General features: G+C 62.6%; 26 protein-coding genes and 1 tRNA gene. 14 read left to right on the top strand and 13 right to left on the bottom strand.

The genetic code is table 11. From position 1 onward, the window contains the following. Positions 1-496: 496 nt before the first annotated feature. On the bottom strand, positions 497-730 hold the full coding sequence (locus tag QX071_RS17230; RefSeq protein WP_315703835.1) for a pentapeptide MXKDX repeat protein: 234 nt from the start codon (positions 728-730) through the stop codon (positions 497-499). Between the two features lie 457 nt (positions 731-1,187). On the opposite strand from QX071_RS17230, the gene dctP reads away from it, so the two are divergent. Genes dctP through QX071_RS17215 form a run of 3 tightly spaced genes read left to right on the top strand, consistent with a single transcriptional unit; the run spans position 1,188 to position 4,110 of the window. Further along, the gene (gene dctP / locus QX071_RS17225) at positions 1,188-2,210 is read left to right on the top strand and encodes a TRAP transporter substrate-binding protein DctP (RefSeq protein WP_315703834.1); all 1,023 of its coding nucleotides are present in this window, start codon (positions 1,188-1,190) and stop codon (positions 2,208-2,210) included. Next, positions 2,207-2,755, top strand: a complete 549-nt coding sequence (locus tag QX071_RS17220; RefSeq protein ID WP_315703833.1) for a TRAP transporter small permease — start codon at positions 2,207-2,209, stop codon at positions 2,753-2,755. The genes dctP and QX071_RS17220 overlap by 4 nt, the downstream gene beginning before the upstream one ends. Continuing rightward, positions 2,752-4,110, top strand: coding sequence for a TRAP transporter large permease (locus tag QX071_RS17215; RefSeq protein ID WP_315703832.1), 1,359 nt, complete (start codon positions 2,752-2,754; stop codon positions 4,108-4,110). The genes QX071_RS17220 and QX071_RS17215 overlap by 4 nt, the downstream gene beginning before the upstream one ends. A 58-nt stretch (positions 4,111-4,168) precedes the next feature. Here the strand turns inward: QX071_RS17215 and QX071_RS17210 are convergent, their stop codons facing one another. From QX071_RS17210 to QX071_RS17200, 3 genes are read right to left on the bottom strand one after another with little or no spacing between them, the layout of a single operon-like run. After that, entirely contained in the window at positions 4,169-5,080 is a 912-nt protein-coding gene (locus QX071_RS17210) for a hydroxymethylglutaryl-CoA lyase (RefSeq protein ID WP_315703831.1), read from the bottom strand. A 14-nt stretch (positions 5,081-5,094) separates the two neighbouring features. Further along, positions 5,095-7,098, bottom strand: coding sequence for an acetyl-CoA carboxylase biotin carboxylase subunit (locus QX071_RS17205; protein ID WP_315703830.1), 2,004 nt, complete (start codon positions 7,096-7,098; stop codon positions 5,095-5,097). Positions 7,099-7,100: 2 nt separating this feature from the next. Then, the gene (locus QX071_RS17200) at positions 7,101-8,708 is read right to left on the bottom strand and encodes a carboxyl transferase domain-containing protein (RefSeq protein WP_315703829.1); all 1,608 of its coding nucleotides are present in this window, start codon (positions 8,706-8,708) and stop codon (positions 7,101-7,103) included. A 336-nt stretch (positions 8,709-9,044) separates the two neighbouring features. On the opposite strand from QX071_RS17200, the gene QX071_RS17195 reads away from it, so the two are divergent. Together QX071_RS17195 and QX071_RS17190 are read left to right on the top strand one after the other, a co-directional pair. Then, a complete protein-coding gene (locus QX071_RS17195; protein WP_315703828.1) occupies positions 9,045-9,713 on the top strand; it encodes a TetR/AcrR family transcriptional regulator in 669 nt (222 codons plus the stop codon). Next, a complete protein-coding gene (locus QX071_RS17190; protein WP_315703827.1) occupies positions 9,710-10,198 on the top strand; it encodes an Lrp/AsnC family transcriptional regulator in 489 nt (162 codons plus the stop codon). Before QX071_RS17195 ends, QX071_RS17190 begins: the two co-directional genes overlap by 4 nt. 37 nt (positions 10,199-10,235) lie before the next feature. On the opposite strand, the gene QX071_RS17185 is transcribed toward QX071_RS17190, so the two are convergent. Beyond that, positions 10,236-10,541 (bottom strand): ETC complex I subunit, encoded by a 306-nt coding sequence (locus tag QX071_RS17185; protein WP_315703826.1) that lies wholly within the window; start codon positions 10,539-10,541, stop codon positions 10,236-10,238. Between the two features lie 220 nt (positions 10,542-10,761). Here QX071_RS17185 and QX071_RS17180 point away from each other — a divergent pair, with 220 nt between their 5' ends. Then, complete coding sequence (locus QX071_RS17180; protein ID WP_315703825.1) at positions 10,762-11,907, top strand: OpgC domain-containing protein; 1,146 nt, start codon at positions 10,762-10,764, stop codon at positions 11,905-11,907. 16 nt (positions 11,908-11,923) lie between these two features. Here the strand turns inward: QX071_RS17180 and QX071_RS17175 are convergent, their stop codons facing one another. After that, the gene (locus tag QX071_RS17175) at positions 11,924-12,835 is read right to left on the bottom strand and encodes a VOC family protein (protein ID WP_315703824.1); all 912 of its coding nucleotides are present in this window, start codon (positions 12,833-12,835) and stop codon (positions 11,924-11,926) included. A gap of 258 nt (positions 12,836-13,093) precedes the next feature. On the opposite strand from QX071_RS17175, the gene QX071_RS17170 reads away from it, so the two are divergent. From QX071_RS17170 to QX071_RS17155, 4 genes are all read left to right on the top strand, one after another. Then, the gene (locus tag QX071_RS17170; protein ID WP_315703823.1) at positions 13,094-13,477 is read left to right on the top strand and encodes a hypothetical protein; all 384 of its coding nucleotides are present in this window, start codon (positions 13,094-13,096) and stop codon (positions 13,475-13,477) included. Positions 13,478-13,724: 247 nt separating this feature from the next. Continuing rightward, positions 13,725-16,001 (top strand): TOMM precursor leader peptide-binding protein, encoded by a 2,277-nt coding sequence (locus QX071_RS17165; protein WP_315703822.1) that lies wholly within the window; start codon positions 13,725-13,727, stop codon positions 15,999-16,001. A 16-nt stretch (positions 16,002-16,017) separates the two neighbouring features. After that, positions 16,018-17,529, top strand: a complete 1,512-nt coding sequence (locus QX071_RS17160; protein ID WP_315703821.1) for a SagB family peptide dehydrogenase — start codon at positions 16,018-16,020, stop codon at positions 17,527-17,529. 141 nt (positions 17,530-17,670) lie between these two features. Then, positions 17,671-18,075 (top strand): translational machinery protein, encoded by a 405-nt coding sequence (locus QX071_RS17155; protein WP_315703820.1) that lies wholly within the window; start codon positions 17,671-17,673, stop codon positions 18,073-18,075. 429 nt (positions 18,076-18,504) lie between these two features. On the opposite strand, the gene QX071_RS17150 is transcribed toward QX071_RS17155, so the two are convergent. From QX071_RS17150 to QX071_RS17130, 5 genes are all read right to left on the bottom strand, one after another. Continuing rightward, the gene (locus QX071_RS17150; protein WP_315703819.1) at positions 18,505-18,729 is read right to left on the bottom strand and encodes a hypothetical protein; all 225 of its coding nucleotides are present in this window, start codon (positions 18,727-18,729) and stop codon (positions 18,505-18,507) included. 285 nt (positions 18,730-19,014) lie between these two features. Next, a tRNA-Pro gene (locus tag QX071_RS17145) sits at positions 19,015-19,091 on the bottom strand. A 151-nt stretch (positions 19,092-19,242) separates the two neighbouring features. Further along, positions 19,243-19,893 (bottom strand): cold-shock protein, encoded by a 651-nt coding sequence (locus tag QX071_RS17140; RefSeq protein WP_315703818.1) that lies wholly within the window; start codon positions 19,891-19,893, stop codon positions 19,243-19,245. Positions 19,894-20,090: 197 nt separating this feature from the next. Continuing rightward, complete coding sequence (locus QX071_RS17135) at positions 20,091-20,852, bottom strand: SIR2 family NAD-dependent protein deacylase (RefSeq protein ID WP_315703817.1); 762 nt, start codon at positions 20,850-20,852, stop codon at positions 20,091-20,093. A 90-nt stretch (positions 20,853-20,942) separates the two neighbouring features. Then, entirely contained in the window at positions 20,943-21,203 is a 261-nt protein-coding gene (locus QX071_RS17130) for a hypothetical protein (protein ID WP_315703816.1), read from the bottom strand. Between the two features lie 382 nt (positions 21,204-21,585). On the opposite strand from QX071_RS17130, the gene QX071_RS17125 reads away from it, so the two are divergent. Continuing rightward, positions 21,586-21,747: a hypothetical protein gene (locus tag QX071_RS17125; RefSeq protein ID WP_315703815.1), complete on the top strand. Its 162-nt coding sequence runs from the start codon at positions 21,586-21,588 to the stop codon at positions 21,745-21,747. Between the two features lie 130 nt (positions 21,748-21,877). Here QX071_RS17125 and QX071_RS17120 read toward each other — a convergent pair whose 3' ends face one another. Then, positions 21,878-22,144 (bottom strand): hypothetical protein, encoded by a 267-nt coding sequence (locus QX071_RS17120; RefSeq protein WP_315703814.1) that lies wholly within the window; start codon positions 22,142-22,144, stop codon positions 21,878-21,880. A gap of 126 nt (positions 22,145-22,270) precedes the next feature. Here QX071_RS17120 and QX071_RS17115 point away from each other — a divergent pair, with 126 nt between their 5' ends. Beyond that, positions 22,271-22,396 (top strand): hypothetical protein, encoded by a 126-nt coding sequence (locus QX071_RS17115; protein ID WP_315703813.1) that lies wholly within the window; start codon positions 22,271-22,273, stop codon positions 22,394-22,396. A 576-nt stretch (positions 22,397-22,972) separates the two neighbouring features. Here QX071_RS17115 and QX071_RS17110 read toward each other — a convergent pair. Further along, positions 22,973-23,275, bottom strand: a complete 303-nt coding sequence (locus QX071_RS17110; protein WP_315703812.1) for an HU family DNA-binding protein — start codon at positions 23,273-23,275, stop codon at positions 22,973-22,975. Between the two features lie 690 nt (positions 23,276-23,965). On the opposite strand from QX071_RS17110, the gene QX071_RS17105 reads away from it, so the two are divergent. Together QX071_RS17105 and QX071_RS17100 are read left to right on the top strand one after the other, a co-directional pair. Further along, entirely contained in the window at positions 23,966-24,418 is a 453-nt protein-coding gene (locus tag QX071_RS17105) for a VOC family protein (protein WP_315703811.1), read from the top strand. A 315-nt stretch (positions 24,419-24,733) separates the two neighbouring features. Beyond that, positions 24,734-25,375 carry a glutathione S-transferase gene (locus QX071_RS17100; protein WP_315703810.1) on the top strand — a complete coding sequence of 214 codons (642 nt, stop codon included), beginning with the start codon at positions 24,734-24,736 and terminating at the stop codon, positions 25,373-25,375. Positions 25,376-25,388: the final 13 nt, after the last annotated feature.

Here is a 25,388-nt window from a genome sequence, read left to right as displayed (position 1 = left end):
TGACGAACTTGCGCATCGTCTGACAGCGTCAATTGTCTGACGCCGTGAATCGCGTCAAGGCACGATGCATTGCCAGGTCCGCGATCTGCGGCCGTATCAGCGAGCGCACACCGGATTTGCTGGGGCGCGCTCGCGATGCATTACCTGCAATGAGCCCAGCGACGGCCAGGCTCGCCGCAGGCATGGCCCCTGCCCGCCTCCACGGAGCGCATGCGATCAATTGAAGCACCACCGCCCGTGAGGGTCCTTGGTTGAGCATCGTCTCCGCGCCAACGCGATCGGCGTGTGTCACGCGGGACAGCCGCCACAAACTCCGTATCTTGCTCCAGCTCGTATCGTGCTCCAGTGCCCACGCGCCGAAGTCCGCGCGCATCGCCGCGACACTCTACGGAGTTCGAACAGTCATGGGCACCGGGAAACCATCCCAGTACCGCTTCTCGATCTGAAGTCCGTGAATTTCGCCGCGAGTGACTCACGGACTTCAATATCTGCGGCACTAGTTCTTCTTCATCATGCCGTCGTCTTTCTTCATGCTGTCCTTGGACATGGCATCTCCCTTCTTCATGCCGTCCTTCGACATGGCGTCTTTCTTCATGCCATCGTGCATTGTGTCCTTCTTCATCTCGTCCTTGCCCATTTTGTCCTCGGCAAAAGCGACCGGCGCCAGCGCGACGTTCAGCGAGAAGGCAATTGCGGAAATTCCAAGCAAGATACGGGTCCGGGTGGTCATGATGATCCTTCCTTAGGAGTGGTTTCGCCAGCGACGCGATGTCGCTCGTGTTCTCGACGTTTCCCCACTGGACTTTGTTACGTGCTTCGGAGATTTTTCGATCGGTGTCACTCCGACACTTTTGAGCGCGGTGTTTGGAATTCCTGAATGACGACACAATTTCGCCCGTGAAGAGCATGTTAGTGTGGTTCAGAAATTCGCTTCTCACTCCCCGCGCATCCGAAGTTCGCTTAAGGGAAATCGCCGCGAAACTGCGCGAAGCTCGGATTCAGGACACTTAGGACGGGTCGCGTCCCGGGATAGATCGGCCAGAGTGCACCGCAACAAATCTCACCTCTTGCAGTTCAGGCCCGAATGGTCTGAGTCATTGACCAGACGTGTTTCGGCAGGACCGGTGAGAGTCTCTTAACCACCGGCTTAGCCGGAACACCAATCAGAAGTTGTCCAGAGGAAGACCATGCTCTCTCGTCGCCACGTCATCGCATCCGCCCTCGCCGCACCCGCCGTCCTGCGTTTTGGAGTTGGCACAGCTCAAGCGGCGACCACCTTGAAAATCTCCCATCAGTTTCCCGGTGGCACGATCGACGCTGGCGATTTCCGCGATCGTCTGTGCCGGATGTTCGCCGCGGAAGTCGCCAAGCGCTCCGGCGGCGACCTCGTCGCGGAAATCTATCCGAACTCGTCGCTGGTCAAGACCGTCGCGCAGTTCTCCGCGATGCGTAAGGGCGCGCTCGATATCAGCCTCTACCCGATGCCGTATGCGGGGGGCGAGGTACCGGAGACCAATATCGCGCTGATGCCGGGCCTGGTCACCACCTACGATCAGGGCGCGCGCTGGAAGACCTCGCCAGTCGGCAAGGCGATGACCGACTTCATGGCCGACAAGGGCATCATCCTGCTCAGCTGGATCTGGCAGGCCGGCGGTGTCGCCAGCCGTACGCGCGCGCTGGTTGCGCCTGAGGACGCCAAAGGCATGAAGGTCCGCGGCGGCTCACGCGAGATGGACATGGTGCTGCAGACCGCCGGCGCCTCGGTGCTCTCGGTGCCTTCCAATGAAATCTACACCGCGATGCAGACGGGCGCCTGCGACGCCGGCATCACCTCATCGACCAGCCTGATCTCGTTCCGGCTGGAGGAAGTCTCGAAATTCCTGACCTCCGGTGCGAAAGCGTCCTACTGGTTCATGCTCGAGCCGCTCATGATGTCGAAGGCGATCTTCGACAAGCTCCCGAAGAACCACCAGGACATCATCCTCGCCGTCGGCGCCGAGCTCGAGGACTTTGGCCGCAAGGGTGCGCAAGCCGACGACGTCGAGGTCACGAAGGTCTACGAAAAGGCCGGCGCCAAGGTCGTGGAGCTCGATCTCGAAACGGTCAACAAGTGGCGCGATATTGCCCGTGACACCGCTTGGAAGGATTATGGCGCGCGGACCGCGACAGCCGGCAAATTGTTGAAGCTCGCCTCCGACGTTGCAGCATGATGCACGGTCCGTCTCCGGATCGCGAGATCACTCAGCAGATTCCCGCTGGCGGTCCGCTGGCGGGAGTCGAACGGGGCCTCGCGTTCGTCAATCGCATCATCGTCGTGCTCGCGGCAGTTGCGCTTGTCGCAGCCTGCGTCATCCTGAGCTATAGCGTGATCGGCCGCGCCCTGTTCAGGGCCGCTAATTATTGGCAGGACGAAGCGGCAGTGTTCCTGCTGGTCGGCGCCACTTTCATGACCTCGGCCTATGTGCAGGAGCATCGCGGTCACGTCAGCATCGAAGCCTTCGTCGGGCTGATGTCGCCCTTCGCGAATCGGATCCGGCTCTGGCTTGTCGACGTCGTGAGCTTTCTGTTCTGCGCATTCTTCACCTGGAAATCCTGGACCTTGACCAACGAGGCCTGGGAAGACGGCCAGGTCTCCAACTCGATGTGGTCGCCCCCCCTTGCAATTCCCTACTTTCTCATGGCCTCTGGAATGACCCTGCTCTGCCTGCAGATCCTGCTGCAGATCGTAAAGCCCCTGACCGGAGCGCGCCGATGAGCGTGTTTGGAATCGGGCTGTCCTACGGAGTGGCAACGCTGGTTGCGATGTTCTCCGGCATGCCGATCGCCTTTGCGCTCGGCGCGGTCGCCGTCGTGTTCATGGCCATCTACATGCCCACCGCCTCGCTGGATACGGTGACGCAGAATGTCTACGAGGAGATGGCCTCGATCACGCTGCTGTCCATCCCGCTCTTCATTCTGAAGGGGGCGGCGATCGGCCGCTCGCGGGCTGGCCAGGATCTCTATTCCGCGCTGCATGCCTGGCTGCACCGCGTGCCCGGTGGGCTCGGCGTCGCCAACGTCTTCGCCTGCGCGCTGTTCGCTGCCATGGCGGGCTCGTCACCGGCGACCTGCTCTGCGATCGGCTCGGCCGGCATCCCCGAAATGCGCAAGCGCGGCTATTCGGGCGGCTTCGCGGCCGGGATCATCGCAGCCGGCGGGACGCTCGGGATCCTGCTGCCGCCCTCGATCACGATGATCCTGTTTGCGATCGCTGCCGAGAAGTCGCTGGGCCGGCTGTTCCTCGCCGGCATCGGACCGGGCCTGCTGCTGGTGCTGCTGTTCGGCGGCTATGCCGTGATCCGTTTCCGCCAGGAGTATGCCGCCGCCAAGCTTGCTTACGAGAAAGCGGGCACCTGGTCCCCGATCCTGGCCGAGGACGATTTCACCCTCGCCCAGCGCTTTTCGGTGCTGCCGCGCGTGATCCCGTTCGTGCTGTTGCTGACCGGCGTCATGGTTGCGCTCTATGGCGGCTTTGCCACGCCGTCGGAGACGGCGGGACTCGGCGGCATTCTGGCCCTGGTTCTGATCGCGCTGATCTACAGCGTGTGGCGGCCGACCGATCTTGCCCCGATCATGAAGGCGACCCTGCGGGAATCGACCATGCTGATGCTGATCATCGGCATGTCGCTGCTCTATTCCTACGTGATGAGCTATCTGCACATCTCGCAATCGGCAGCCGAATCCATTGTCGCCATGCAGTTGCCGCGCTGGGGCCTATTGGCGGCGATCCTGCTGATGGTGATCGTGCTCGGCTTCTTCCTGCCGCCGGTGTCGATCATTCTGATGACGGCCCCGATCATTCTGCCACCGCTGCGGGCAGCCAATTTCGACATCATCTGGTTCGGCGTTGTGATGACGATCGTGATGGAGATGGGCCTCATCCATCCGCCGGTCGGCCTCAACATCTTCGTGATCAGGAATGTCGCGCCTGATATCCCCTTGAGCCAGGTGATCTGGGGCACACTGCCCTTCGTGCTGCTGATGATGGGCGCAGTGCTGCTGCTCTGCTTCGTCCCACAGATCTCGACCCTGCTGCCGGACCTCGTGATGGGACCAGATCTCAGCCGCTGACACGGCCGAGATTGCAAGTCGCGCACGGGAGTAGCGAATAGGGACCATCCCCTATTTGCTACTCCCTAGTCGCCCTCTTGGCTTTTGCATTGAGCGCGTTCGCCACGCGGCTCGCGGGCGGGCGGCCGATCAATCGGCTGATCTCGTTGGTGGCGGCCAGCAGTTTTGCCATATCGACGCCGGTCCGGATGCCCATGCCTTCGAGCATGTAAACCACGTCCTCCGTCGCGACATTGCCGGTTGCGCCCGGCGCGAACGGACAACCCCCGAGGCCACCGGCCGCGGCGTCGATCACGCGCACCCCCTCTTCCATGCCGGCATAGAGATTGGCCAGCGCTTGGCCATAGGTGTCATGGAAATGCATCGCAAGATGCGCTGATGGCACATCGCCGCCGACAGCGCGCAACATCTCGCGCGCTTTGCGCGGCGTGCCGACACCGATGGTGTCTCCGAGCGAAATCTCGTAGCAGCCGAGCTCCCACAGGACCTTCGCAACGTCGACGACCGCCTGCGGCTTGATCTCGCCCTCATAGGGACAGCCGAGCACACAGGAGACGTAGCCGCGCACCTTGATGCCGTCGGCCTTGGCGTGGGCGATCACCGGCTTGAAGCGCTCGAGCGATTCGGCGACCGAGCAGTTGATATTCGCGCGTGAAAAGCTCTCGGAAGCCGCTGCGAATACCGAAACGACCCTGGCGCCGGCCGCCCGCGCCGCCTCATAGCCCTTCACGTTCGGCACCAACACATGGAACTCGCCGGGCAGCTGAGCCACCGCGCGCATCACCTCGTCCGAGCCAACCATCTGCGGGATCGCCTTGGGCGACACGAAGGCGCCGACTTCGACCGTCGTCAGGCCGGCGTCCACCAGCGCGCGCACGAAGGCAATGCGGTCAGCGACGCTGAGGGGGGTCTTTTCGTTCTGCAGACCGTCGCGCGGACCCATTTCAATGATCCGGACTCTGTCGCTCATGACGGCCTCCCTGATTAGGATGACGGCTCGACGTCTGCGAGCTCAGCGCCTTCCTGCACGATGTCGCCGACCTTGCATTTGATGGCTTTGAGAACGCCGGCGAACGGCGCCCGCAAGGTCTGCTCCATCTTCATGACTTCCAAGGTCAGGATCGCGGCGCCCTTTTCCAGCGTGGCCCCCTCCTGCGCAAGCAGGGCGACCACGGTGCCCGGCAGCGGCGCGACGATCTTATCCTCGCCGGTCTGCTCCTCGGTATCGCCACCGAAGGCATCGATCCAATGCAGTTCGAACCGGCCGTTGCGGGTGCGCAAGTAGAGCTCGTGACCTTCGATGGCGGCGGCGACATAGGACTTCAGCCCGTCGAGCACAAGGTCGAAACCGCCACCATCCGTCGTCGAAAATGCGAGCACAAATTCGCGTTCGCCGACCGTGAGCGTCGACGGGCCGCGCCCATAAGCGAGCGTCACCGCGTACTCGCCGCCTTGCCGCTCCCGGAAGGCGAACACACGCCGCCGGCGGCCGACCGGCATCCAGCCGTCGCTGCACCATGGCGAGGACGCCTGATGCGCCGCTGCTCTCTGCTCCTCGACGAGGATAGCGGCCACCGCCGCGCAAAGCTCGAGATTACCGACAGTTGCGCTCGACCCGGTAAGCGCCGGCAATTCACGCTCGATGAAGCCGGTATCGATGGCATTGGCGCGCACACTCGCATGCGTCACGAGCGCCGACAGGAACGGAATGTTGGTGATGACACCCCGGACATCCGTCTGCTCGAGACCACGATCGAGCCGGTCGATGGCCGCCTCACGCGTCGGCGCCCACGCGATCACCTTCGCCAGCATGGCGTCGTAGTACGGCGAGACGGTATCGCCTTCGCGATAGCCTGCATCGATACGAAGGCCAAAAGTCTCCTCCGGCAAGCGCCAGGTCTTGATCGTGCCGACCGACGGCATGAAGTTCTTGGCCGGATTTTCGGCGTAGACCCGCACCTCGATGGCGTGGCCGTTCAGCCTGATCTGGTCTTGCTTGAGCGGCAGCTCCTCGCCGAACGCGACGCGCAACTGCCACTCGACGAGGTCGATGCCGGTGATCAGTTCGCTCACGGGGTGTTCGACCTGCAGGCGCGTGTTCATTTCGATGAAGAACACATCCTTGCCGTCGGAGACGAACTCGATCGTGCCCGCACCGACATAGGCGACCGCCGCAGCTGCCCGGCGCGCCGCCGCGCAGACCGTATCGCGCTGCACGGCATCGAGGGTCGGCGACGGGGCCTCCTCCACCACCTTCTGGTGCCGGCGCTGCAAGGTGCATTCACGCTCGAACAGAGAGACCAGATTGCCATGGCTGTCGCCGATGATCTGCACCTCGATGTGGCGCGGGTTGTCGACGAATTTCTCGATCAGCAAGCGGTCGTCTCCGAACGCCGCCTTGGCCTCACGCTTGGCGCTGGCGATTGCGGCCGCGAGCTCGCCGGCCGAATGCACCACCCGCATGCCGCGTCCACCGCCGCCGGCCGACGCCTTCACCAGGACGGGAAAGCCGATCCGCGCCGCCTGGTCCGCGAGCGTTGTCTCGTCCTGGGCTTCACCATGATAGCCCGGCACCAGCGGCACGCCGGCCTGTTCCATCAGCAACTTGGAGCCCGATTTCGAACCCATCGCCCTGATCATGTCAGGCGTCGGTCCGACGAAGATAAGGCCGGCATCGAGACAGGCCTGCGCGAATTCCGCGCTCTCCGACAAGAAGCCGTAGCCGGGATGAACGGCTTCAGCCCCGGTCTGCCGCGCGGCTTCGATCAGCCGCTCGACATTGAGGTAGCTGTCACGCGCCCGCGCCGGCCCGAGCAGCACGGCCTCATCGGCCAAGGCGACGTGCATCGCGTTGCGATCGGCTTCGGAATAGACCGCAACGGTCCTGAGGCCCATCGCACGCGCGGTCTTGATCACGCGCACGGCGATCTCGCCGCGATTGGCAATCAGAAGCTTGCGAAAACGTCGATACGATCCGGGATTGACCATCTTCACATCCTGAACAGGCCGAACTTGGTCGGCTCGATCGGCGCGTTCGCGGCGGCGGACAGCCCAAGTCCGAGCACCAGGCGGGTGTCGGCCGGATCGATCACGCCGTCATCCCATAGCCGCGCGGTCGCGTAATAGGGATTGCCCTGGCTTTCATATTGCGCCCGGATCGGCGCGCGGAATTTCTCTTCCTCCTCGACCGGCCAGTTCTCGCCCTTGGCCTCGATGTTGTCGCGGCGGACCTGGCTCAGCACCATTGCCGCCTGCTCGCCGCCCATGACCGAGATCCGCGCGTTCGGCCACATCCATAGAAAGCGCGGCGAATAGGCTCTGCCGCACATGCCGTAATTGCCGGCGCCGTAGGAGCCGCCGATCACGACCGTGAATTTCGGCACGGACGCGGTTGCGACGGCCGTGACCAGCTTGGCGCCGTCACGCGCGATGCCGCCGGCCTCGTATTTCTTGCCGACCATGAAGCCGGTGATGTTCTGCAGGAACACCAGAGGAATGCCACGCTGGCAGCACAGCTCGATGAAATGCGCGCCCTTCAGCGAGCTCTCGCTGAACAGGATGCCGTTATTGGCGATGATGCCGACCGGATAACCCCAGATATGAGCGAAGCCGCACACCAGCGTCTGGCCATACAGCTTCTTGAACTCGTCGAACTCGGAACCATCGACCACGCGCGTGATGATATCGCGCACATCGAACGGCTTGCGGCCGTCGACCGGCACCACCCCATAGATTTCCTCGGCCGCGAACAAGGGCTCGCGAACCTCGCGCATGTTGAGCGCGACACGCGCAGCCGGCGGCTTCAGGGTGGAGACAATCCGCCGGGCGATCCCGATCGCATGGGCATCGTTCTGCGCGTAGTGATCGGTGACGCCGGACTGGCGCGAATGCACATCGGCGCCGCCGAGCTCCTCGGCGCTGACCACCTCGCCTGTAGCGGCCTTCACCAGTGGCGGGCCGCCGAGGAAGATCGTGCCTTGGTTGCGCACGATGATACTCTCGTCCGACATCGCCGGCACATAAGCCCCGCCCGCGGTGCAGGAGCCCATCACGATCGCAATCTGCGGGATGGCTTGCGCCGACATCTGCGCCTGGTTGTAGAAGATGCGGCCGAAATGGCGCTCGTCGGGGAATATCTCGTCCTGCAGCGGCAGGAAGGCGCCCCCGGAATCCACCATGTAGACGCAGGGCAGATTGTTCTGCCGCGCGATGTCCTGCGCGCGCAGGTGCTTCTTCACCGTCATCGGGTAGTAGGTGCCGCCCTTGATGGTGGCATCGTTGGCGACGACGACGCATTCCCGCCCCGCGATCCGCCCGACGCCTGTGACGATGCTGGCCGAATGCACATCGCCGCCATACAGGCCGTAGGCCGCGAGCGGCGACAGTTCGAGAAAGGCGGTGCCAGGGTCCAGCAGCAGATCGACGCGCTGGCGCGCCAGCATCTTGCCACGGGCAAGGTGCCGGTTGCGCGACGCCTCGCCGCCGCCGTCCGCCACCTGGTCGAGCTTGGCGCGGAGATCGGCAACCAGCGTGCGCATCGCGTCCGCATTGCGCGCAAAATCGGCGGACGCCGGATCAATCGTGGAATGAAGTGTCATCACCGGCGCCTTTAGCGAGGGTGGAAAAGTAGCGAGGGAGGAAAGCCACCTGAACCCAGTCCAGGCGAGCCCGGATCCGAGCCCGGCCGCAACACAGCCGGGTCTATCATCTTTACGCCCACGCTGTCCCTCCCTCGCCCTGTGGCTCCGACTTGGCGCTCGCCACTATTTCTCCCAAGGAATTAAACGATCATACGTTTTTTTAATTCAGGCTCAAGCAATAGTTTCGTTTGGCCGCAGTCAGCTAGTCCATTGAAACTATGGGAATTTCGTGAGAGCGTCGGATCGCGGCTCGCCGGTCTCGATCGGGCTGGGAGGACTCAGGGCAGGCACGAGATGGCACGCACGATCGGCTCACACGGCCCGACCACGATGGAGGCGATCCGCAAAGCGGGCCTGCGTCTGATCTTCGAACACGGCTACGCCGCGATGAGCCTACGTCAACTCGCCGCCGAGGTCGGCATCCAGCCTGGGTCGCTCTACAACCACATCAGCACCAAACAGGACCTACTGTTCGATCTGGTGCAGGAACACATGAACACGCTGCTGCGCGCCCTCGAACAGGCGCTGCAGGACAAGGAAGGTCCGACCGAGAGGCTGCGCGCCTTCGTGGCCTTTCACGTCACCTACCACATGGCCAGGAAGCGCGAGGTCTTCATCGCCAATTCGGAGCTGCGCAGCCTGGAACCCAGGAATTACGCCGCGATCGTGGCGCTGCGCACGACCTATGAACAGCGCCTGGCCGACATTCTCGCCGAAGGCGTTGCGGACGGCGTCTTTGACGTCGTCGACATCCAGGTCGCAACCTTCGCGATCATTGCGCTCCTGACCGGTGTTTGCACGTGGTATCGGCCGGGCGGACGGCTCACCAGGGACGCGATCATCGCCGCCCATGAAAAGCTGGTCCTCTCGGGCGTGATGCCGCAAGCCGCGCAGCCCGCTGCCACAGGCAGAGCGCGCGACATCCAACCTGCCGGCTGTGACGGCACGGACCGGACCGTATGACAGAGGGCACATTGCTGGACGATATCGATCGGAGGATCCTGGCGGAGTTGCAGAGCGACGGCCGGCTTCGCAACAACGAACTCGCCGACCGGATCGGCATCTCCCATTCCAACTGTCTGAGGCGGATGCGAGCGCTACGCAGCCGCGGCGTGATCAAGACGATCCGCGCCAGCCTGGACGAGAAGGCGCTGGGCTATGAGGTGGTCACCTTCGTCACGATCCAGCTCGCAAGCCAGCAACAAGCGGCGATCGCGGCGTTCGAAGCCGCGATCGCGGCGCTCCCTCTGGTCCAGCAATGCTGGCGCCTGTCAGGCGAAGCAGATTTCCTGCTGAAATGCGTCTCGACCGGTGTCGACGGTATGAGCCGGCAGCTCCGGCAATTTGCTGCCCTGCCCGGCATCCGCGCCATCCGCAGCTTCCCAGTGCTCGGCGTGGCAAAGGACGCGCCCTTGCCCATCGAGCCGCCACCGGCTGGATCGAAGTAAGCAGCGCCGCCGCTGCTTTAGACTAGTGCGTCCAGATTTAATGCGTCCAGGGCTCGCCGCGGCGGAACGAAAAGTTGTCGGCATAGGCGATCTGGCGCTGCGCCGGCTCCTTCGGCTCGATCACCTGGTACGGGATCGCCTTGCGCTCGCAATAGGTGATCGCCTCTTCCTTGGTGTGGAAACGCAAGCTCAGCTGCTGCTTCATGTCGGTCGAGGAGGTCCAGCCCATCAACGGCTCGATCGCGCGCGGCTGCTCCGGCTCGTAGTCGAGCTGCCATTCCCGGGTCTTGGCCTTGCCGGATTGCATCGCGTTCTTGGCCGGCTTAAAAATACGTGCGGTCATCGATGGACGGGCCCTCAAAGCGACAGTAAAGCGCGTGGTGGAAACCTCCGGGATAGGCTAGAGGCACGTTTCAGGAATGTGATCGGTGATTCCTACCCCTGGATGCACCTTTTCTCGACCCGTATAGTCATTCTGCCGCCCCATGACAATCTGCGATGATGGCCATGGGATTCTCCTGCTCCCTGACGACCGTCTCGAAACAGCGCGTTGAAGCAGCCCCATGAACATCAAGGCCACACTGCCGGAGAAAGGACGCGACCTCCGGCTCGACCTGTTCCGCGGCATCGCCAACTGGGCGATCTTCCTCGATCACATTCCCGATAACGTGGTGAACTGGATCACGACACGGAATTACGGGTTCAGCGACGCGGCAGACCTGTTCGTGTTCATCTCCGGCTACACCGCCTCGTTCGTCTATGCGCGGATGATGATCGACCGTGGCTTCATCGTCGGCGCCACCCGCCTGTTCAAGCGCGTCTGGCAGCTCTATGTCGCCCACATCGTCCTGTTCGTGATCTACATCGCGGCCATCAGCTATCTTGCCAGCCGGTTCGGCGATTCCGAGATCATCAGCGAGTTCAATGTCGCGGGGCTGGTGGATCACGCGACCGACACCCTGGCTCAGGGCCTGATCCTGAAGTTCAAGCCGGTCAATCTGGACGTGCTGCCGCTCTATATCGTGCTGATGGGCTTCTTCCCGCCGGTGCTATGGCTGATGCTGCGCCAGCCCGATCTCACGATGGCGGGGTCCATCGTGCTCTGGCTTGCTGCACGCCATTTCGACTGGAATTTCACTGCCTATCCTGTCGGCACCTGGTATTTCAATCCCTATTGCTGGCAGGTGCTGTTCGTCTTCGGTTCGTGGTGTGCGCTCGGCGGTGCCCGTCGCTCCATGGGGATCATCATGTCCCCGATCACCCTGTACTTCTGCCTGGCCTACTTGCTGTTTGCATTGATCATGACCATGGCCGGACGCTTTCCCGATTTCGGGGCGATGTTTCCGGATTGGCTGTACGGCGCTTTCAACCCGAACGACAAAACCAACCTCGCCCCCTACCGCTTCCTCCATTTCGTCGTCATCGTGATCCTGGTGATCCGCTTCGTCCCGAAGGAATGGTCGGGGCTGGAATGGAAGCTCTTCGACCCGCTGGTGGTCTGCGGACAGCAATCGCTGGCCGTCTTCTGCGTCGGCGTCTTCCTCTCCTTCATCGGCCACTTCACGCTCATGATGAGCTCAGGTTCGCTGCTTGCCCAGATCCTGGTCAGTGTCGCCGGCATCGCCATCATGACGACGGTGGCCTATTACATTTCCTGGTCCAAGCGTCAGGACAAGCCCCTGCCCAAGCCGGTACCAAAGCCGACGTAAGCGCCCTCTCCGGGCGCTAACGCTTCGGCTTGCGGGACGCGGAAGGCGCCTGGTCTCGCTGCGCTGACTGGGAGAGCGGAGGGGAAACGATCCGGCCGCGCGAAGTAAAGCCACCCCACTCCGCCGACCAACCGACCTCGACCGCAGCAGTCTTCTCGATCTCGCCGAGGCGCTTGCCCTGGAGCGCGAACATTGCGCCCTGTGGATCGATGCACCGCGCGATCCAGATCCCGTCCGGCAATTCCACCGGCCCCTGCGCCACGCGTCCGCCAAGCGTGCGAACGCGTTGCAGCGCTGCAGTCAGATCGGCAACATTGAAATAATAGAGCCAGAACGGGACCGGCGCCCGGGGCAGCTTGGTGAAGATACCGCCGATGGTATCCGCGCCTGCCGAGAACAGCTGGTATCCCTCGATCGCCCCGACATCATCGGCCGCCTTCTGCCAACCCAGCCAAGAGCTATAGAAGCTGAAGGCCGCAGGCCCATCGGCCGCCAGCAGTTCGTGCCAGCCGACCCGCCCGACGGTTGCAGCCGTTGCGCGCGGCGGCGCAAACTTCAGCCCCTCGACCAAAGCCAGGGTCGCCGTCTGCGGGTCCGCAACGATGGCGATCCGGCCGATATTGCTGTCGGTGGGCGGAACGTAGACCCGGCCTCCCAGCGCCCGGAGCCGTTCGGCAGCTGCATCCGCGTCGGCGACAGCGACGTAGCCGGCCCATCGCGGCATAGCGCCGCTGCGCAGCGCCTCCGGGGGCAACGCCATTACCCCGCACACGGGAGCCTCGGCGTTGGTCAGCAGGCGGTAAGGAAATTGCTGTGTCGATGCGTCGCGAGCATCCCACCCAACCACCTCGCGATAAAAGCCCTCGGCCGCCCCCATGTCGGTGGTCAGCAATTCGTACCACACAAAATGTCCATGGTTGCTGGTCATGAGCTCAGCTCTGCCGCGCTTGTTGCAACGCCACATTCACAGTTGAAGCGGCTGTCGCGAGGAACAATCAAGAGCGATCGTGATTGTGTGGGCTCTGTGCCGTGCCAGTCTGACATCACCGACGTTCACAAAGATGAATGAAAGCAAAACGTTGCGCCAAGCAAATCTTTCTCCTGCCTTGCGTGTCACGAAGGTGCAGCGTACTATCAAAGTGGGGCGGATCGACACAGACCTTTCGAGGGAACGGAGGATGTAACGATGCCACAAGCAAAGCCAGCTTCGAAGCGGAAGCGTGCGGTAAAGGCTGCGGTGCCTGCGCTTGGCGCTGCCGGATTAGGCTTCTCGATGGTCGGTGCCGCATCGGCCGCCACCATGCCCGTCGATGCACCGAAGACCGTCGATCTGTCCGCGACGCATCCGATCACGCTGAGTGACGAGGAAATCGCCGACATCTCGCTCTCGACCTTCCATCTGTTCGACAAGGAGAACGCGGACGCCAAGGTGCAGACCGCTTGGCGCGGCTGCGGCGGCTGCCGTGGTTGCCGCGGATGTGGCTGCCGCGGGTGCCGTGGCTGTCGTTGCGGCGGTTGCGGAGGCTGCGGCGGTTGCTGCCTCTCGTGGGGCGCCTGCCGCCTCTGCTGAGCCAGCTCAGCCCATTGATCGTCCGATCGATGTGAATGTCTCATGGCCGGGTCCGACGAGGTCGACCCGGCTCATTCATGTCTTGACTGCGCCGCCAGCCAAGATCCCGTTCGGGTTTCCTCTTCCGAACTGACCTGCCTTCCCGCCCTCCCGGTATGTCGATTCAGCTCCAGGACATTCCTGTCACCGAAACGGGCGTCCCCGGTCGCGCGGCATCGCCAGCACACATTCGCAGGGACGTTACACCATGACGACACGCCCCCAAAAATCGGCGCGCTCCCGAACCGGTTCGGCGTCGCGGGCCAGCAAGAGCACACTGCAATTCGCGCCGAATTTCACCGCCTATGTTCTGCCGCCGGACGTGGTCTGCGTCTATTCCGAGGATCGAAAATTCTTCCTCCATGGCGAGCTCTATTGCGCGCTTGCATCTGCGATCGGACAAGGTGGCAAAAGCCGGGGCGATCTGATCGCCAAGCTCGGCAAGACCTTCCCTGCCGAGAAGATCGAAGAGGCAATCAACCGCCTGCTCGAACGCCGCTATGTCGTCAATGGCGGAGCATCGAATGGCGACGTGCTCGCCGGCTATTGGGCCAGCATCGGCCTGCCGCCCGAGGCGGCCGCGCAGAATCTGGCAAAATGCAAGGTTCGGATCGAAGCCATCGACGTGAAGGGCGCGGCTGAGCTGAGTTCAGCTCTGGGCAAGCTTGGTGTGCGCGTCGTCGCACGATCTGCCGACCTCACGATCACGCTCGTCAACGATTATCTGGAACCGCAACTCACCGCGCTCAATCAAAAACGCGTGGCTGACAACACGCCGTGGCTTCTGGTGCAGCCATCCGGTATCGCCCCGCTGGTCGGCCCGGTGTTTCAGCCCGGCCATACCGGGTGCTGGACCTGCCTGTTCGACCGCATGATCCGCAATCGCGAGATCAAGGGCTTTCTCGATCGCGGCGGCGCGCGCGCCGTGGCGACCTCTCCCCTCGCCCGCAACCCGCTCGGCCAGAATGCGATCCAGTTTGCGGCGATGGAGATCGCCAAGGCGATCGCGACCGGCTTCCGCACCGACCTGCACGATCACATTTTGAGCTTCGATCTGACCGGTGCCGCCATCGCCAGGCACTATGTCGCCCAGCGACCGCAATGTCCGACCTGCGGCGACAAGAAGCTGGTCAATCCGCGCCGCGCGCCCGAGCCGATCCCGCTGGGCTCCGGTGCCAAGCTTTTGATCACGTCCGGCGGCTATCGCACCGTGACCTCGCGCGCCACCGTCGCTCGGTTCAGGCGGCACGTCAGCCCGCTCACCGGCGTGGTCAAACGGCTCGAGCGGATCGAGGCCGATCTACCGATGAACACCAATTTTTTCGCGCAGCATAACTTCTCCGCGCCGGCGCAGAGCGTCGCCCAGCTGAGGTCCGGCCTGGAAGGCGGCAGCTTCGGCAAGGGCTCCACCGCCGAACAGGGCGAAGCCAGCGCGCTGATGGAAGCGATCGAGCGCTACTCCGGCATCTTCCAGGGCGACGAAATCCGCGCCACCAAGCGGTTTACGGATTTCGCCGATGGCGATGCGATCAAGCCCAACGACATCCTCTTGTTCAGCGATGTGCAATACGAGCATCGCCAAAACCACACCCATCAGGACGACACCCAGCCGGCGCCCGAGCCCTTCGATCCGCTTGCGAAAATCGAATGGTCGCCGCTGTGGTCGCTGCGCGACAACAAGTTCAGATACGTTCCGACCAGCCAGCTTTATTTCTTCTACAGCGGCCCGCGCCCGTTCCATGCCGATTCCAACGGCTGTGCCGCCGGCAATACGCTGGAGGAAGCGATCGTCCAGGGCTTCCTCGAGCTCGTCGAGCGAGATTCTTACGCGATCTGGTGGTACAACCGTTCGCAGCGCGCCGAAGTCAACCTCGATCATTTCGAGGATTCCTACGTCAGCGATTTGCGCAACCAGTTCACTGACGCCGGCCGCAAGCTGTGGGTGCTCGACATCACCAGCGATCTCGGTGTGCCGACTTTCGTCGCCATCATGCATTGGATGCAGGACGGGCACGAGAACATCGAATTCGGCTCCGGCGCGCATTTTGATCCGCGCATTGCGCTTCTCCGCGCCATGACCGAGCTCAGCCAATTCCTGGCCATTGGGCTGATGGGCGGCGGCTCCGGCGAGAAGCCGACACTGGACGGCATCACGCCGCTCAGGCTCGAGGATTATCCATTCCTGCGGCCTGCGAAATATCCGATCCCGCGTCCCGAACTGGGAATGGCGATCCCGCGCAGCACCACGCGCGAGCAGGTCGATGCGTCCGTCGAGATCGCAAGACGCGCCGGTCACGACTTTCTGGTGCTCGACCAGACCCGGCCGGACGTCGGGGTATCCGTGGTCCGCGTCGTCGTCCCTGGCCTGAGGCATTTCTACCGCCGCTTCGGGCCCGGCAGGCTCTATGACGTGCCGGTCAAGCTCGGCCTGCGTGATGCGCCGATCCCGGAGCATGAGCTGACGCCATTCCTGCCGCATACCTGATCGCGGGACACGCACCATGGCCAAGCGGATGAACAAGCCGACGAAGAAGGCGGCAGCGTCGACGAAGAAAGCGAAAGCGGTGCCACAGCGAGCTGCGCCGCTCGTGCTCTCGGTGCGGCTCAGCGAGCATGTCGCGCTTGAGCCGGCAGGCGGCAACCATCTGTCGGCTGTGGTCAACGACTACCCGCTGGATCTCGGCAGGTTCAGCGAGGCTGCCGCGAAACGGGCGCACGTTCTGAAAGATGGCATCAAGCTCGCCGCATTGGCGGGCGCCAAGCCGCTGGAGCAGGAGCTTGCGAAGCTCGTCCAACTGCTCGCGCGCCAAGGCCTCGTCGAATATGTCCTGGCGCGCAGGGCCGATGGCCATGCACTCGCCGTGATCGAGCCGCAGATGCCGGACTATCGGCCGCAGATCCCAAAACTCGGCAATGGCGAGACCATCGTGCTGTCACGCTTTGCCTATCTGCGCCGGCGCGCCAGCGAGATGGTGCTGGAATCGCCGCGCTCTGGCGCGCTGTTTCGAATCGGAGATCCGGCTGTCGTTGCGATGCTGACGGGGCTCGCGGCGCCGCAGAAAGTCGGCAAGCTGCGCGCGATGTCCGGATTTCCCGGCATCGAGCTGCTTGCCTTGCTGCTGGATTGCGGCATCCTGTTCCGGTTGGACAGGCCCGATGATGACGGCCAGCGCCCGAGCGAGGGCGACGAAGCCCTGGTGATGTGGGACTTCCACGATCTGCTGTTTCATGCCCGCAGCACCGAGGGGCGCCAGGCCAATCCGCTGGGCGGCGTCTATCCCTATGTGGGTTGGATCGAGCCGCCGCCCGCCATTCGGCCCAATTGGCCGGGCGAGCGGATCGATCTTCAGCCGGCGCTCGCTGCGCCGGCCGAAACGGCCTCCGCCGCCGCAAGACTGTTTCGCTCGCGGCATTCGGTGCGCGACTATGATGACCAGAGGCCGATCACGCTGGCCGAGCTGTCGCTGTTTCTCGACGGCACCGCGCGGGTGTTGTCGCGCTGGGAGAGCAGTCTCGACGACGAGAGCGACAGCCCGGTGCTCGACTACACGCGACGGCCCTATCCGTCCGGCGGCAGTGCCTACGAGCTCGAGCTGTATCTGACAGTGGCCAATTGCGACGGCCTGGCTACCGGGCTCTATCATTATGATGCCGACGCACATGCACTGGTAGCGATTCCAGCCCGGCCCGAGCTGCTTACCGCAATGCTGGATTCGGCGCAGTTCGCAATGGACGCCGCCGGCCACCCGCAGATCCTGATAACCGTCACGTCGCGCTTTGCACGGCTGGCCTGGAAATACAGCGCCATTGCCTACGCGCTGACGCTTAAGGATGTCGGTGGGCTGTTGCAGACTTTCTATCTGATGGCGGCCGACATGGGGCTCGGCGCCTGTGCGGTCGGCACCGGCAATATCGACCTGTTCGAAAAGGTGAGTGGCATTCCGTTCCACATCGAAGGCCCGGTCGGCCAGTTCACGCTCGGCCGCGCCATCGATGCTTCTGATGCGAAGTGAAGGCTGCAGGTGCACGGTTGACCTGTGTCAATCGCGGCCGGACGGTCGCCGCTAATGGTCGGTCACGAACCCGAGGTCGTGCTGCACTGAGCGCATCCGCTCGCATGCAACCCGATGCGGCCTCGCTGAAAGGATCAGATTATGCCGACCCATTTTCATGCCGTCGTGTGGCTCGATCACGTCGAGGCGAAAGTATTCCATATCGGCCTCACTGGCGCCGACGAGGTCAGTCTGCACCCGCATCTGCCGACGCGCCATCTGCACCACAAGGCCAGTTCGATCGGCAGCGGGCACGCGGCAACCGACAAGCATTTCCTTGAGGAGGTCGCGAACGCGCTCGGCGATGCCGGGGAAATCCTCATTATCGGCCCGGCCGGTGCGAAGACGGAGCTTGCCCATTATCTGCAGGAGAGGCATCCGGCGATCAGCAAGCGCGTCGTCGCAGTCGAGCCGGCCGATCACCCGAGTGACGCTCAGATCATCGCCTACGCCAAGCAGCATTTCAAAATGCCGCCGCCGCGGGTGGCGACGGGCACAGCCGGCTAACAGCTGTTTCCTTCCCTATCTCGCGCCGTCTGCCAAGGCCTCGCTGCAGGCACGACGCCCCGATCAGGCCAATGTGTCGCAGGCACGATGTGCTTGATCTAGCGCAAAGACGATAGTTTTCGATTCAGGCGAGGATAACCATAGCGGATGTTCCTTCCCCGGATTCAGCCGCTCAACTTCGGATGCTCCCGAGTTTGCCGCTCCGGGAGCATCCGAATTTTTTTGGCGGCTCATCGAACAGTCAACGACGGTCACGAGCTCAGTACGGGGAAGCGTCAAGCAAGAACGTCGTAAGCCCGCGCTCCGCACGCGAACGCCAGCCTATCCGGCAGCAAGGCCAGTCAATCGGAGTTTCCGAGTTGAAGTTCGGATGACGAGTGTGCGCGGCTAGCTTTCGCACCCGTATCGGCCTCACCGGCGTCGACGAGGTCAGTCTGCACCCGCATCTGCCGACATTCCATCTGCACCACAAGGCCAGTTCGATTGGCGAAGTTTCTTAGAGTGGAAGTAGGTAAGTAAGTGGCTTCTTTTCAGAAGCGCCTTCCACTTTGGATCGAAACCAGCCCATTGGCCTGAGCTCCGACCCAAGCCACCCAAGATGGTGTAGCCGGATTCATAGGCGCCGCTCTCGTCAACATAGACGGTAACGATCACGAAAAGCTCCGCCAGATCAGTCGAAAGTGCCTCAGCAAGATGCTTGAGCAATGGTTTTGGGTACTGCGGGTCGCTTGTTCGAATCCCTCGTTTATTCGGATCTAAAATACAGATTCGAACACCCCAACGGCGACCCAGCTCTGTGGGTAAATCGGGGCAAAAACTGATGCATGGGAAGGACATACACTGACGCGTTAGGGGGACGCCAGGGGGTACTAAGTGCCTTGATCAGAAATGGCTTTTGGCGGCTCTGGTTGTCTCAGGGGGCACCCAGGGGAGAGCACATGGTCGGGGCAGCTGGATTCGAACCAACGACCTGCAGTACCCAAAACTGCCGCGCTACCAGGCTGCGCTATACCCCGAACTCTGTGGTCCGACGTCCTACACGCTCGCCGCCTCGGCAGCAAGGCGGCTGGGGAGCGCCGGTCCGGCAAATGCGCGCGGCCCTCCACAACCGAAAGTGGACGTCAGTTTATTTCACAACTTCGTGACATCACCCTGCGGGCGGGCGATTCAATGTGACGAGATGGCGGGCGATCCGCTTTCCGGATGGATTTCCGCTGCCATCATGCCCTTGGAGCCCGGCCCATAACGCACCAGCACATATTGGCCGGGACGCAGTTCGGTCATGCCGAACCTACGCAGCGTCTCCATGTGGACGAAGATATCCGGAGTACCCTCGCCGCAGGTGACGAAGCCGAAGCCACGCAGGCGGTTGAACCATTTCACCTGCGCCCGCTCCAACCCGCTCGTGGGCGTGACGGTGACATGCGTCCGCGGCGGCAGCATCTGCGCCGGATGGATCGCGGTGGACTCATCCATCGAAAGGATGCGGAAGGCTTGATATCCTTTCGCCCGCTGCACGCACTCGCAAACCAAACGCGCGCCTTCGTAGGCGGTCTGATAGCCGTCGCGCCTCAGCACGGTGACATGCAGAAGAACGTCTGGCCAACCATTGTCCGGGACAATGAAGCCATACCCCTTCGAAGCGTCGAACCATTTGATGACGCCACCAATTTCGACAAGATCTTCGCCGAGACTCGACAATGCATCAATCGCCGAATCGCGCGCGGCGCCGCTTGGATAATCTCCGAGCCGGCTTGGTGCGGACCCACCAGGCACCGGTACTCCGAGCTTCTTGGACCCAAATTCGTCCGACCCCATAACCCCGGACCTCACAGATGATTTTGTGAGCCGCCACCCCTGCAACGGCGCCCTCATGCGCACTCATCAACTCTACTCACGATGAATCACGCGAATCTCTCGAACCAAAAGATAACATTCCCTTGCCTCGCGCATAGATAAAAATCAAAGCCGCCGGAACCTTTGAACAGTCTTGCAGGGTGCGCTTCGATTTCGATTCAATTGCGAACGAAGGGAGACAGGGTCTCTCCGATATCGTGATGGATCACGAGATCGGCAACGTCGTCCTGCTCCGTCGGTTCCCGGTTGATGATCACGAGCTTCGCCCCCGCGTTCTTTGCCATCAGCGGAAAGCCGGCGGCCGGCCAGACCACGAGCGAGGAGCCGATGGCGAGGAACAGGTCGCTGCGCTGGGCCAGATTGGCCGCCTGCTGCATCGCATCTTCCGGCATGGCTTCACCGAACGAAACCGTCGCCGTCTTCACCGGATCGCCGCAAGCTGGGCAATCCGGGGCGGCTTTCTGGGCGTCGAAGCGTTGTTTGACCCAGGCCAGATCATAATCTTGCCGACATCCGATGCATCGCGCGTAGGTTGTATTCCCATGCAGCTCGATGACATGATGAGCGGCAAAGCCCGACGCCTGGTGCAGATTGTCGATGTTCTGGGTGATCACGGCCGGAACCTTGCCGGCGCGATAGAGCGAGGCCAGCGCATGGTGGCCGCGACCGGGCTTCGCCGCTGCAAACACCGCCTCCATCGCAAAGCGGCGGCGCCAAGCCTCGTCCCTGGCGTCCTGGCTGGCCACGAATTCCTCGAAGGAGATCGGCCGATGGCGTGCCCACACCCCACCGGGAGAACGGAAGTCCGGGATGCCGGTTTCGGTGGAAAGTCCCGCGCCGGTGAAAGGAACGACGACGGATGCGGCGGCGATCATATCGCCGAGCATCGCGACACCACTCTGGAGATCCGTTGCAATCATCGGCAGCAGTCCCAAGACAAAGGCCGTGCCAATCATAGCACGGCCTTTTCCCTTTACCGCCCTGCGCTCGCCCGCGTCAGCAAAGCCCGGTCAGGCAGCTTCCGAGACGGAGTCTGAGGCATCGCCGGCTGTTCCGGTTTTCCCATCCTGCGCCTTCTTGGCCTTGGGAGCAGGCGCGGAAGCCGCCACCTTCTTACCCGGCTTGCCACCGCCCAACTGGGCCAGCCGCTCCATTTCCGCTTCCAGCTCCATCTGCCGCGCGGTGACCTTTTCAAGCAATTTTGCCGCCGCCGCGTCGCGCAGCCCGGCCAGTTCGTCAATGCTCAGGGAATCCAGATCGAATTTTGCCATTCTCAGCCCATCTCTCGAAGTTCGTGAGTCCATCGCACGACCTCCCGCACGAACTTCGAAAAGCCGAAGGGCCGCTTGCAAGTTTCTGATTCTCGGTGGTCTCTCGTGCCGCGTTCGCCCCGAAGGTCGTGAACGGCGCTTGCGGCGCGCAGAATGCGGTGACGGCGGCACGGGCTCCCATTGTGATCGCTAGCGAGAAGCTCACGACATCACAACAATGGCGCTGCCTTTTCCACCACCAACGGTGCGGCTTGTTCCTGCCCCGTTCGCCGCAGTGGGAAATCCACTGCGCAGGAATGGGTTCGCGGAGCTTGTCCGCAATCGCGCCCTAATCGCGAGCGCTCATCCGCGCACACGATTCGGCTGCGACCGGAGATGATCGATGGCAAAGAATGAAAAGCAGGAACGAATTACGAAGGAACGCGAGGAGATCACCGCTCGGGTCGCGAAGTTCAAGGCGACGCAGGACCGGTTTGCGCGGGAACGTGAACAATATGCGATCGCAGCCTGGGCGAAGGCCGGAAGGAACGAGCGAGGCGACTAGCGCGGCGGCGACGAAGTTCCGCTGATGAGCGCGCGGGCCGCCAATCGGGGTTCGAATTCGCTCCGCCGCCGCCGCTCGCTGGGGTCACAAGCAGCGAAAAGCCCGGAAGCAGGGCTTCCGGGCTTTATCATCACCAGTAGTGGTGCCAATAGTGGTGGCGGTGATAGTAGGGACCGCCATAATACGCGTACGGGCCCGGGCCATAAACGTAGCGAGGCCCATAATAGTAGTCGTAGTCGGGGCCGTAATAATACGGATGTGACGCTGCGATCGCGCCCGCGGTCAGCGCACCCGCCGCAAGGCCGAAAGCAAGACCGGGTCCGATGCCGCGCGCCTCAGCCGGCGCGGTCGCGGCCACAGCGCCGACCGTCGCCAACACTGCCAGTGTTTTTCTCATGGTCATGTCCTCCACTTGAACACCAGCATCCAACGCGCACGGCCTGCCTTGGTTGCAGGCGTTTGCCCGATCCGCACCACGGAACGCGGCGACAGTTCGAACGTTCTGGATCAAGCGAGGTGCCCCATGCCGTCATGGTTGGAACTGGTCTTGAACATCATCGGATATGGCGGTTTCCTCGTCCTCGCTTCGCGCGACTGGCCTGACGTCGCAGACAGCGCCCCAGAGGAGGTTCGTCAGGACAAGGCCTAGCGGCCGCATCGGTCCGGTTGCGCGTGCGATGAAGCATACGCGACGAAGCCGATCGGAACTTCAGTGCGCAGCAGCCGTTTCGATTTGATCCCTGAGAAGACCTTGCCGTTGCCGTGCCGAGAAATGATGCGACTTGTCGCTTGTGACAGTCCCCTCGCCTTCTCGATCGCCCCTTTGGCCTAGGCTATGTCGGCGACGTCGAGCACAACGGCCTCCCGGCTCGCTGGCAGAATTTTTTGAACCTTTTTGCCCGCGCAGGGACGGACTGTTGCTGGGGATTTCAGGGCCCAGTCTTCGAGGCAGCGTCACTCGGCGAACATATTCCGCCGTCCGTGGCGCTGCTGTCGTTTTAACCTCGCTCCTGCCGAGCGTCGGCACCGGGCATCGGCTCACGGCGCGTCAGCAGAGCGTCTACCTGGCCTGCTCGCCGCGGCGTTCGAGCACCGCATCGTAGCTGCCACCTCCATTGACGCAGGTCGGCAGCAGGGCGACTGCACCTTGCGACGCCTATTCGCCAGCCACCGACGCGAACGAATACGCAAAGTAAGAGGCCCCCTTTTCAGGGGGCCTCTGGTCTCAGGCAACCGCGTCCTTGGCGGCCTTGACGGGGCGAGCCCGCACGATCTTCCGCGCCGGCTTGGCCTTGAACATCATCTCCTCGCCGGTGAAGGGATTGGTGCCCTTCCGCGCCTTGGTGGCGGGCTTCTTGATCACCACAAACTTCGCGAAGCCGGGGACCAGGAACACCCCGTTCTTCTTCAACTCCTTGTGGCCGACGTCGGTGAGCGTCTCCATGACGTTCTTGACGTCGCGCTTGGACAGCTCAGTCGTGGTCGCAATCTTCTCGATCAACTGCGACTTGGAAAGTTGGGTAGCCATCGTATCTCCTTTGAGTGGTACCGATGAAAGACTTAGACGACTGCACGCGGCTATCTCGCGCATTGCTGCACGGATCGGTCGGGGCTTTGTAACTGCATTGCGCAGCCGGGACTTTGAGTCGTCTGGTCGGAAGTGACCCCGCGTTCTTTCGGGAATCTCCTGGTTTTTAAGGGCCCCGAAGCACCCGCAGCGACGCCAAAATTCCAACGACACGAGCAGAAGTCAAGGATTGATGATCGTCAATGGCCCCCCGAGTTTCATTTTTCCCTATGTTTTAAGGCATTTCTGGCTTGGTCGCGTGATTTCAGCGACACTTTCTCGCACAATTGCGTGGAAATAACCTTGAAATGGGCTCCACGGAGGCGTCGGTCGACGTCGCGAATCACTGCGAAAATAGGCTTTCGCGACACGTCGTCGCGCCGCAAGACGGCAGCCGATAACCGTTCGACCCAACGGACGACGCCAGCTTCGACCCGTGGCGCTCTCCTCTCCTGCATTTTCCCGAACGGCAAACGAGACGCGAAGGTCTGGTGCGGGCGCCGGCTTATGCCGCTCAACATGAACAATTCCACGCGAGCCGATCTCTACGCCGGCGGGATCCTCTGCCTCGCTGCGGCTTTTGCTGCTATGGACGGGGCGCGGCCGACAGTCCCCGTCGAGCACCGGATTTCGTCCAAGGAGACAAGAAAAATGCGCTACCTCCACACCATGCTGCGCGTGCGCAATCTCGACGTCGCGCTGAAATTCTTTTCCGATGCGCTCGGGCTGAAGGAGGTCCGCCGGATCGATAACGAGAAGGGCCGGTTCACACTGCTCTTCCTTTGCGCGCCCGAAGATGAACACCTGCTGAAGAGCCAGCCGGCGACGCGGGGTGCACCGCTGGTCGAGCTCACCTACAATTGGGATGAAGAGAGCTATGGCGAAGACCGCTTCTTCGGCCATCTCGCCTATGAGGTCGACGACATCTACGCCACCTGCGAGCGGCTGATGAAGCTCGGCGTCACCATCAACCGTCCGCCGCGCGACGGCAACATGGCCTTCATCCGCTCGCCGGACCTGCATTCGATCGAGCTGCTGCAGAAGGGAGAGCCGAAGCCGCCGCAGGAGCCGTGGCTTTCGATGCCGAACACCGGGCACTGGTAGTTCGCCCGAGACCGCCGTCCAAAAACGCTTGCCAAGAGCGTCATCCAAGGACGCCGCCAGGACCGGAACATCACCGCCGGCACCGCGTTGTCGCTCCGATTGGAGAGGAACACGTGGAGGCGGACATGGCGCGAGGACTTCTGCTTTGGCTGTTGGGCGTGCCGATTCCGGTGATCATCCTGCTGTGGCTGATCTTCGGTCACTGATCCCGAAGTCGATACGCACCGTCGAAAAGCCCCGCCTACGGTGGGGCTTTTTGCATGTCTGGGGCGCAGCGACTATCACCACGCCGACATTCTGGAGGAGCAGCGCGCGATGCCGAACGAGATCCGACCGACGATCTGGGGCCGCCCGAATTCGGTGAACGTTCAGAAGGTGCTGTGGTGCTCCGCTGAGCTCGGCCTCGCTTACGACCGAATCGATGCCGGCATGCAGTTCGGCCGCAACACCGAGTCCGATTATCTCGCGATGAATCCGAACGGACGGATCCCCACCCTGGTGGACGGTGATTTCGTGCTGTGGGAATCCAACGCGATCATGCGCTATCTCTGCCTGGCCTATGGCGCGGATGCGCCGATCTATCCGAAACAGCCGCGGCAGCGCGCGCGCGTGGAGCGGTGGCTCGACTGGACGCTCTCGACGGTGCAGCCGGTCGAGCGCCCGGTGTTCTGGGGACTGATCCGCACACCGCCCGAACAGCGCGACATGGCGATGCTGCAGAAAGGCGCTGACGAGGCCGCTGCGCTGTGGCGAATCCTCGATGCGCATCTGGAGACGCGACGCTATGTCGAGGCCGAGATCTTCACGCTGGCCGACATCGCGCTCGGCGCGTTCGCACGCCGCTGGTTCGGGCTCGAAGGCATCGAGAAGCCGGAGCTGCCGCATCTGTCGCGCTGGTACCGGGCGCTCTCCGGCCGGCCGGCCTTCATCCGGCACGTCGCAGCACCGCTCTCGTAAGTGCGCAGCGGCG

The sequence above is a fragment of the Bradyrhizobium sp. SZCCHNS1022 genome (assembly GCF_032484835.1).
Taxonomy (GTDB): Bacteria; Pseudomonadota; Alphaproteobacteria; order Rhizobiales; family Xanthobacteraceae; genus Bradyrhizobium.
This window is presented reverse-complemented; position numbering and strand designations above follow the sequence as displayed.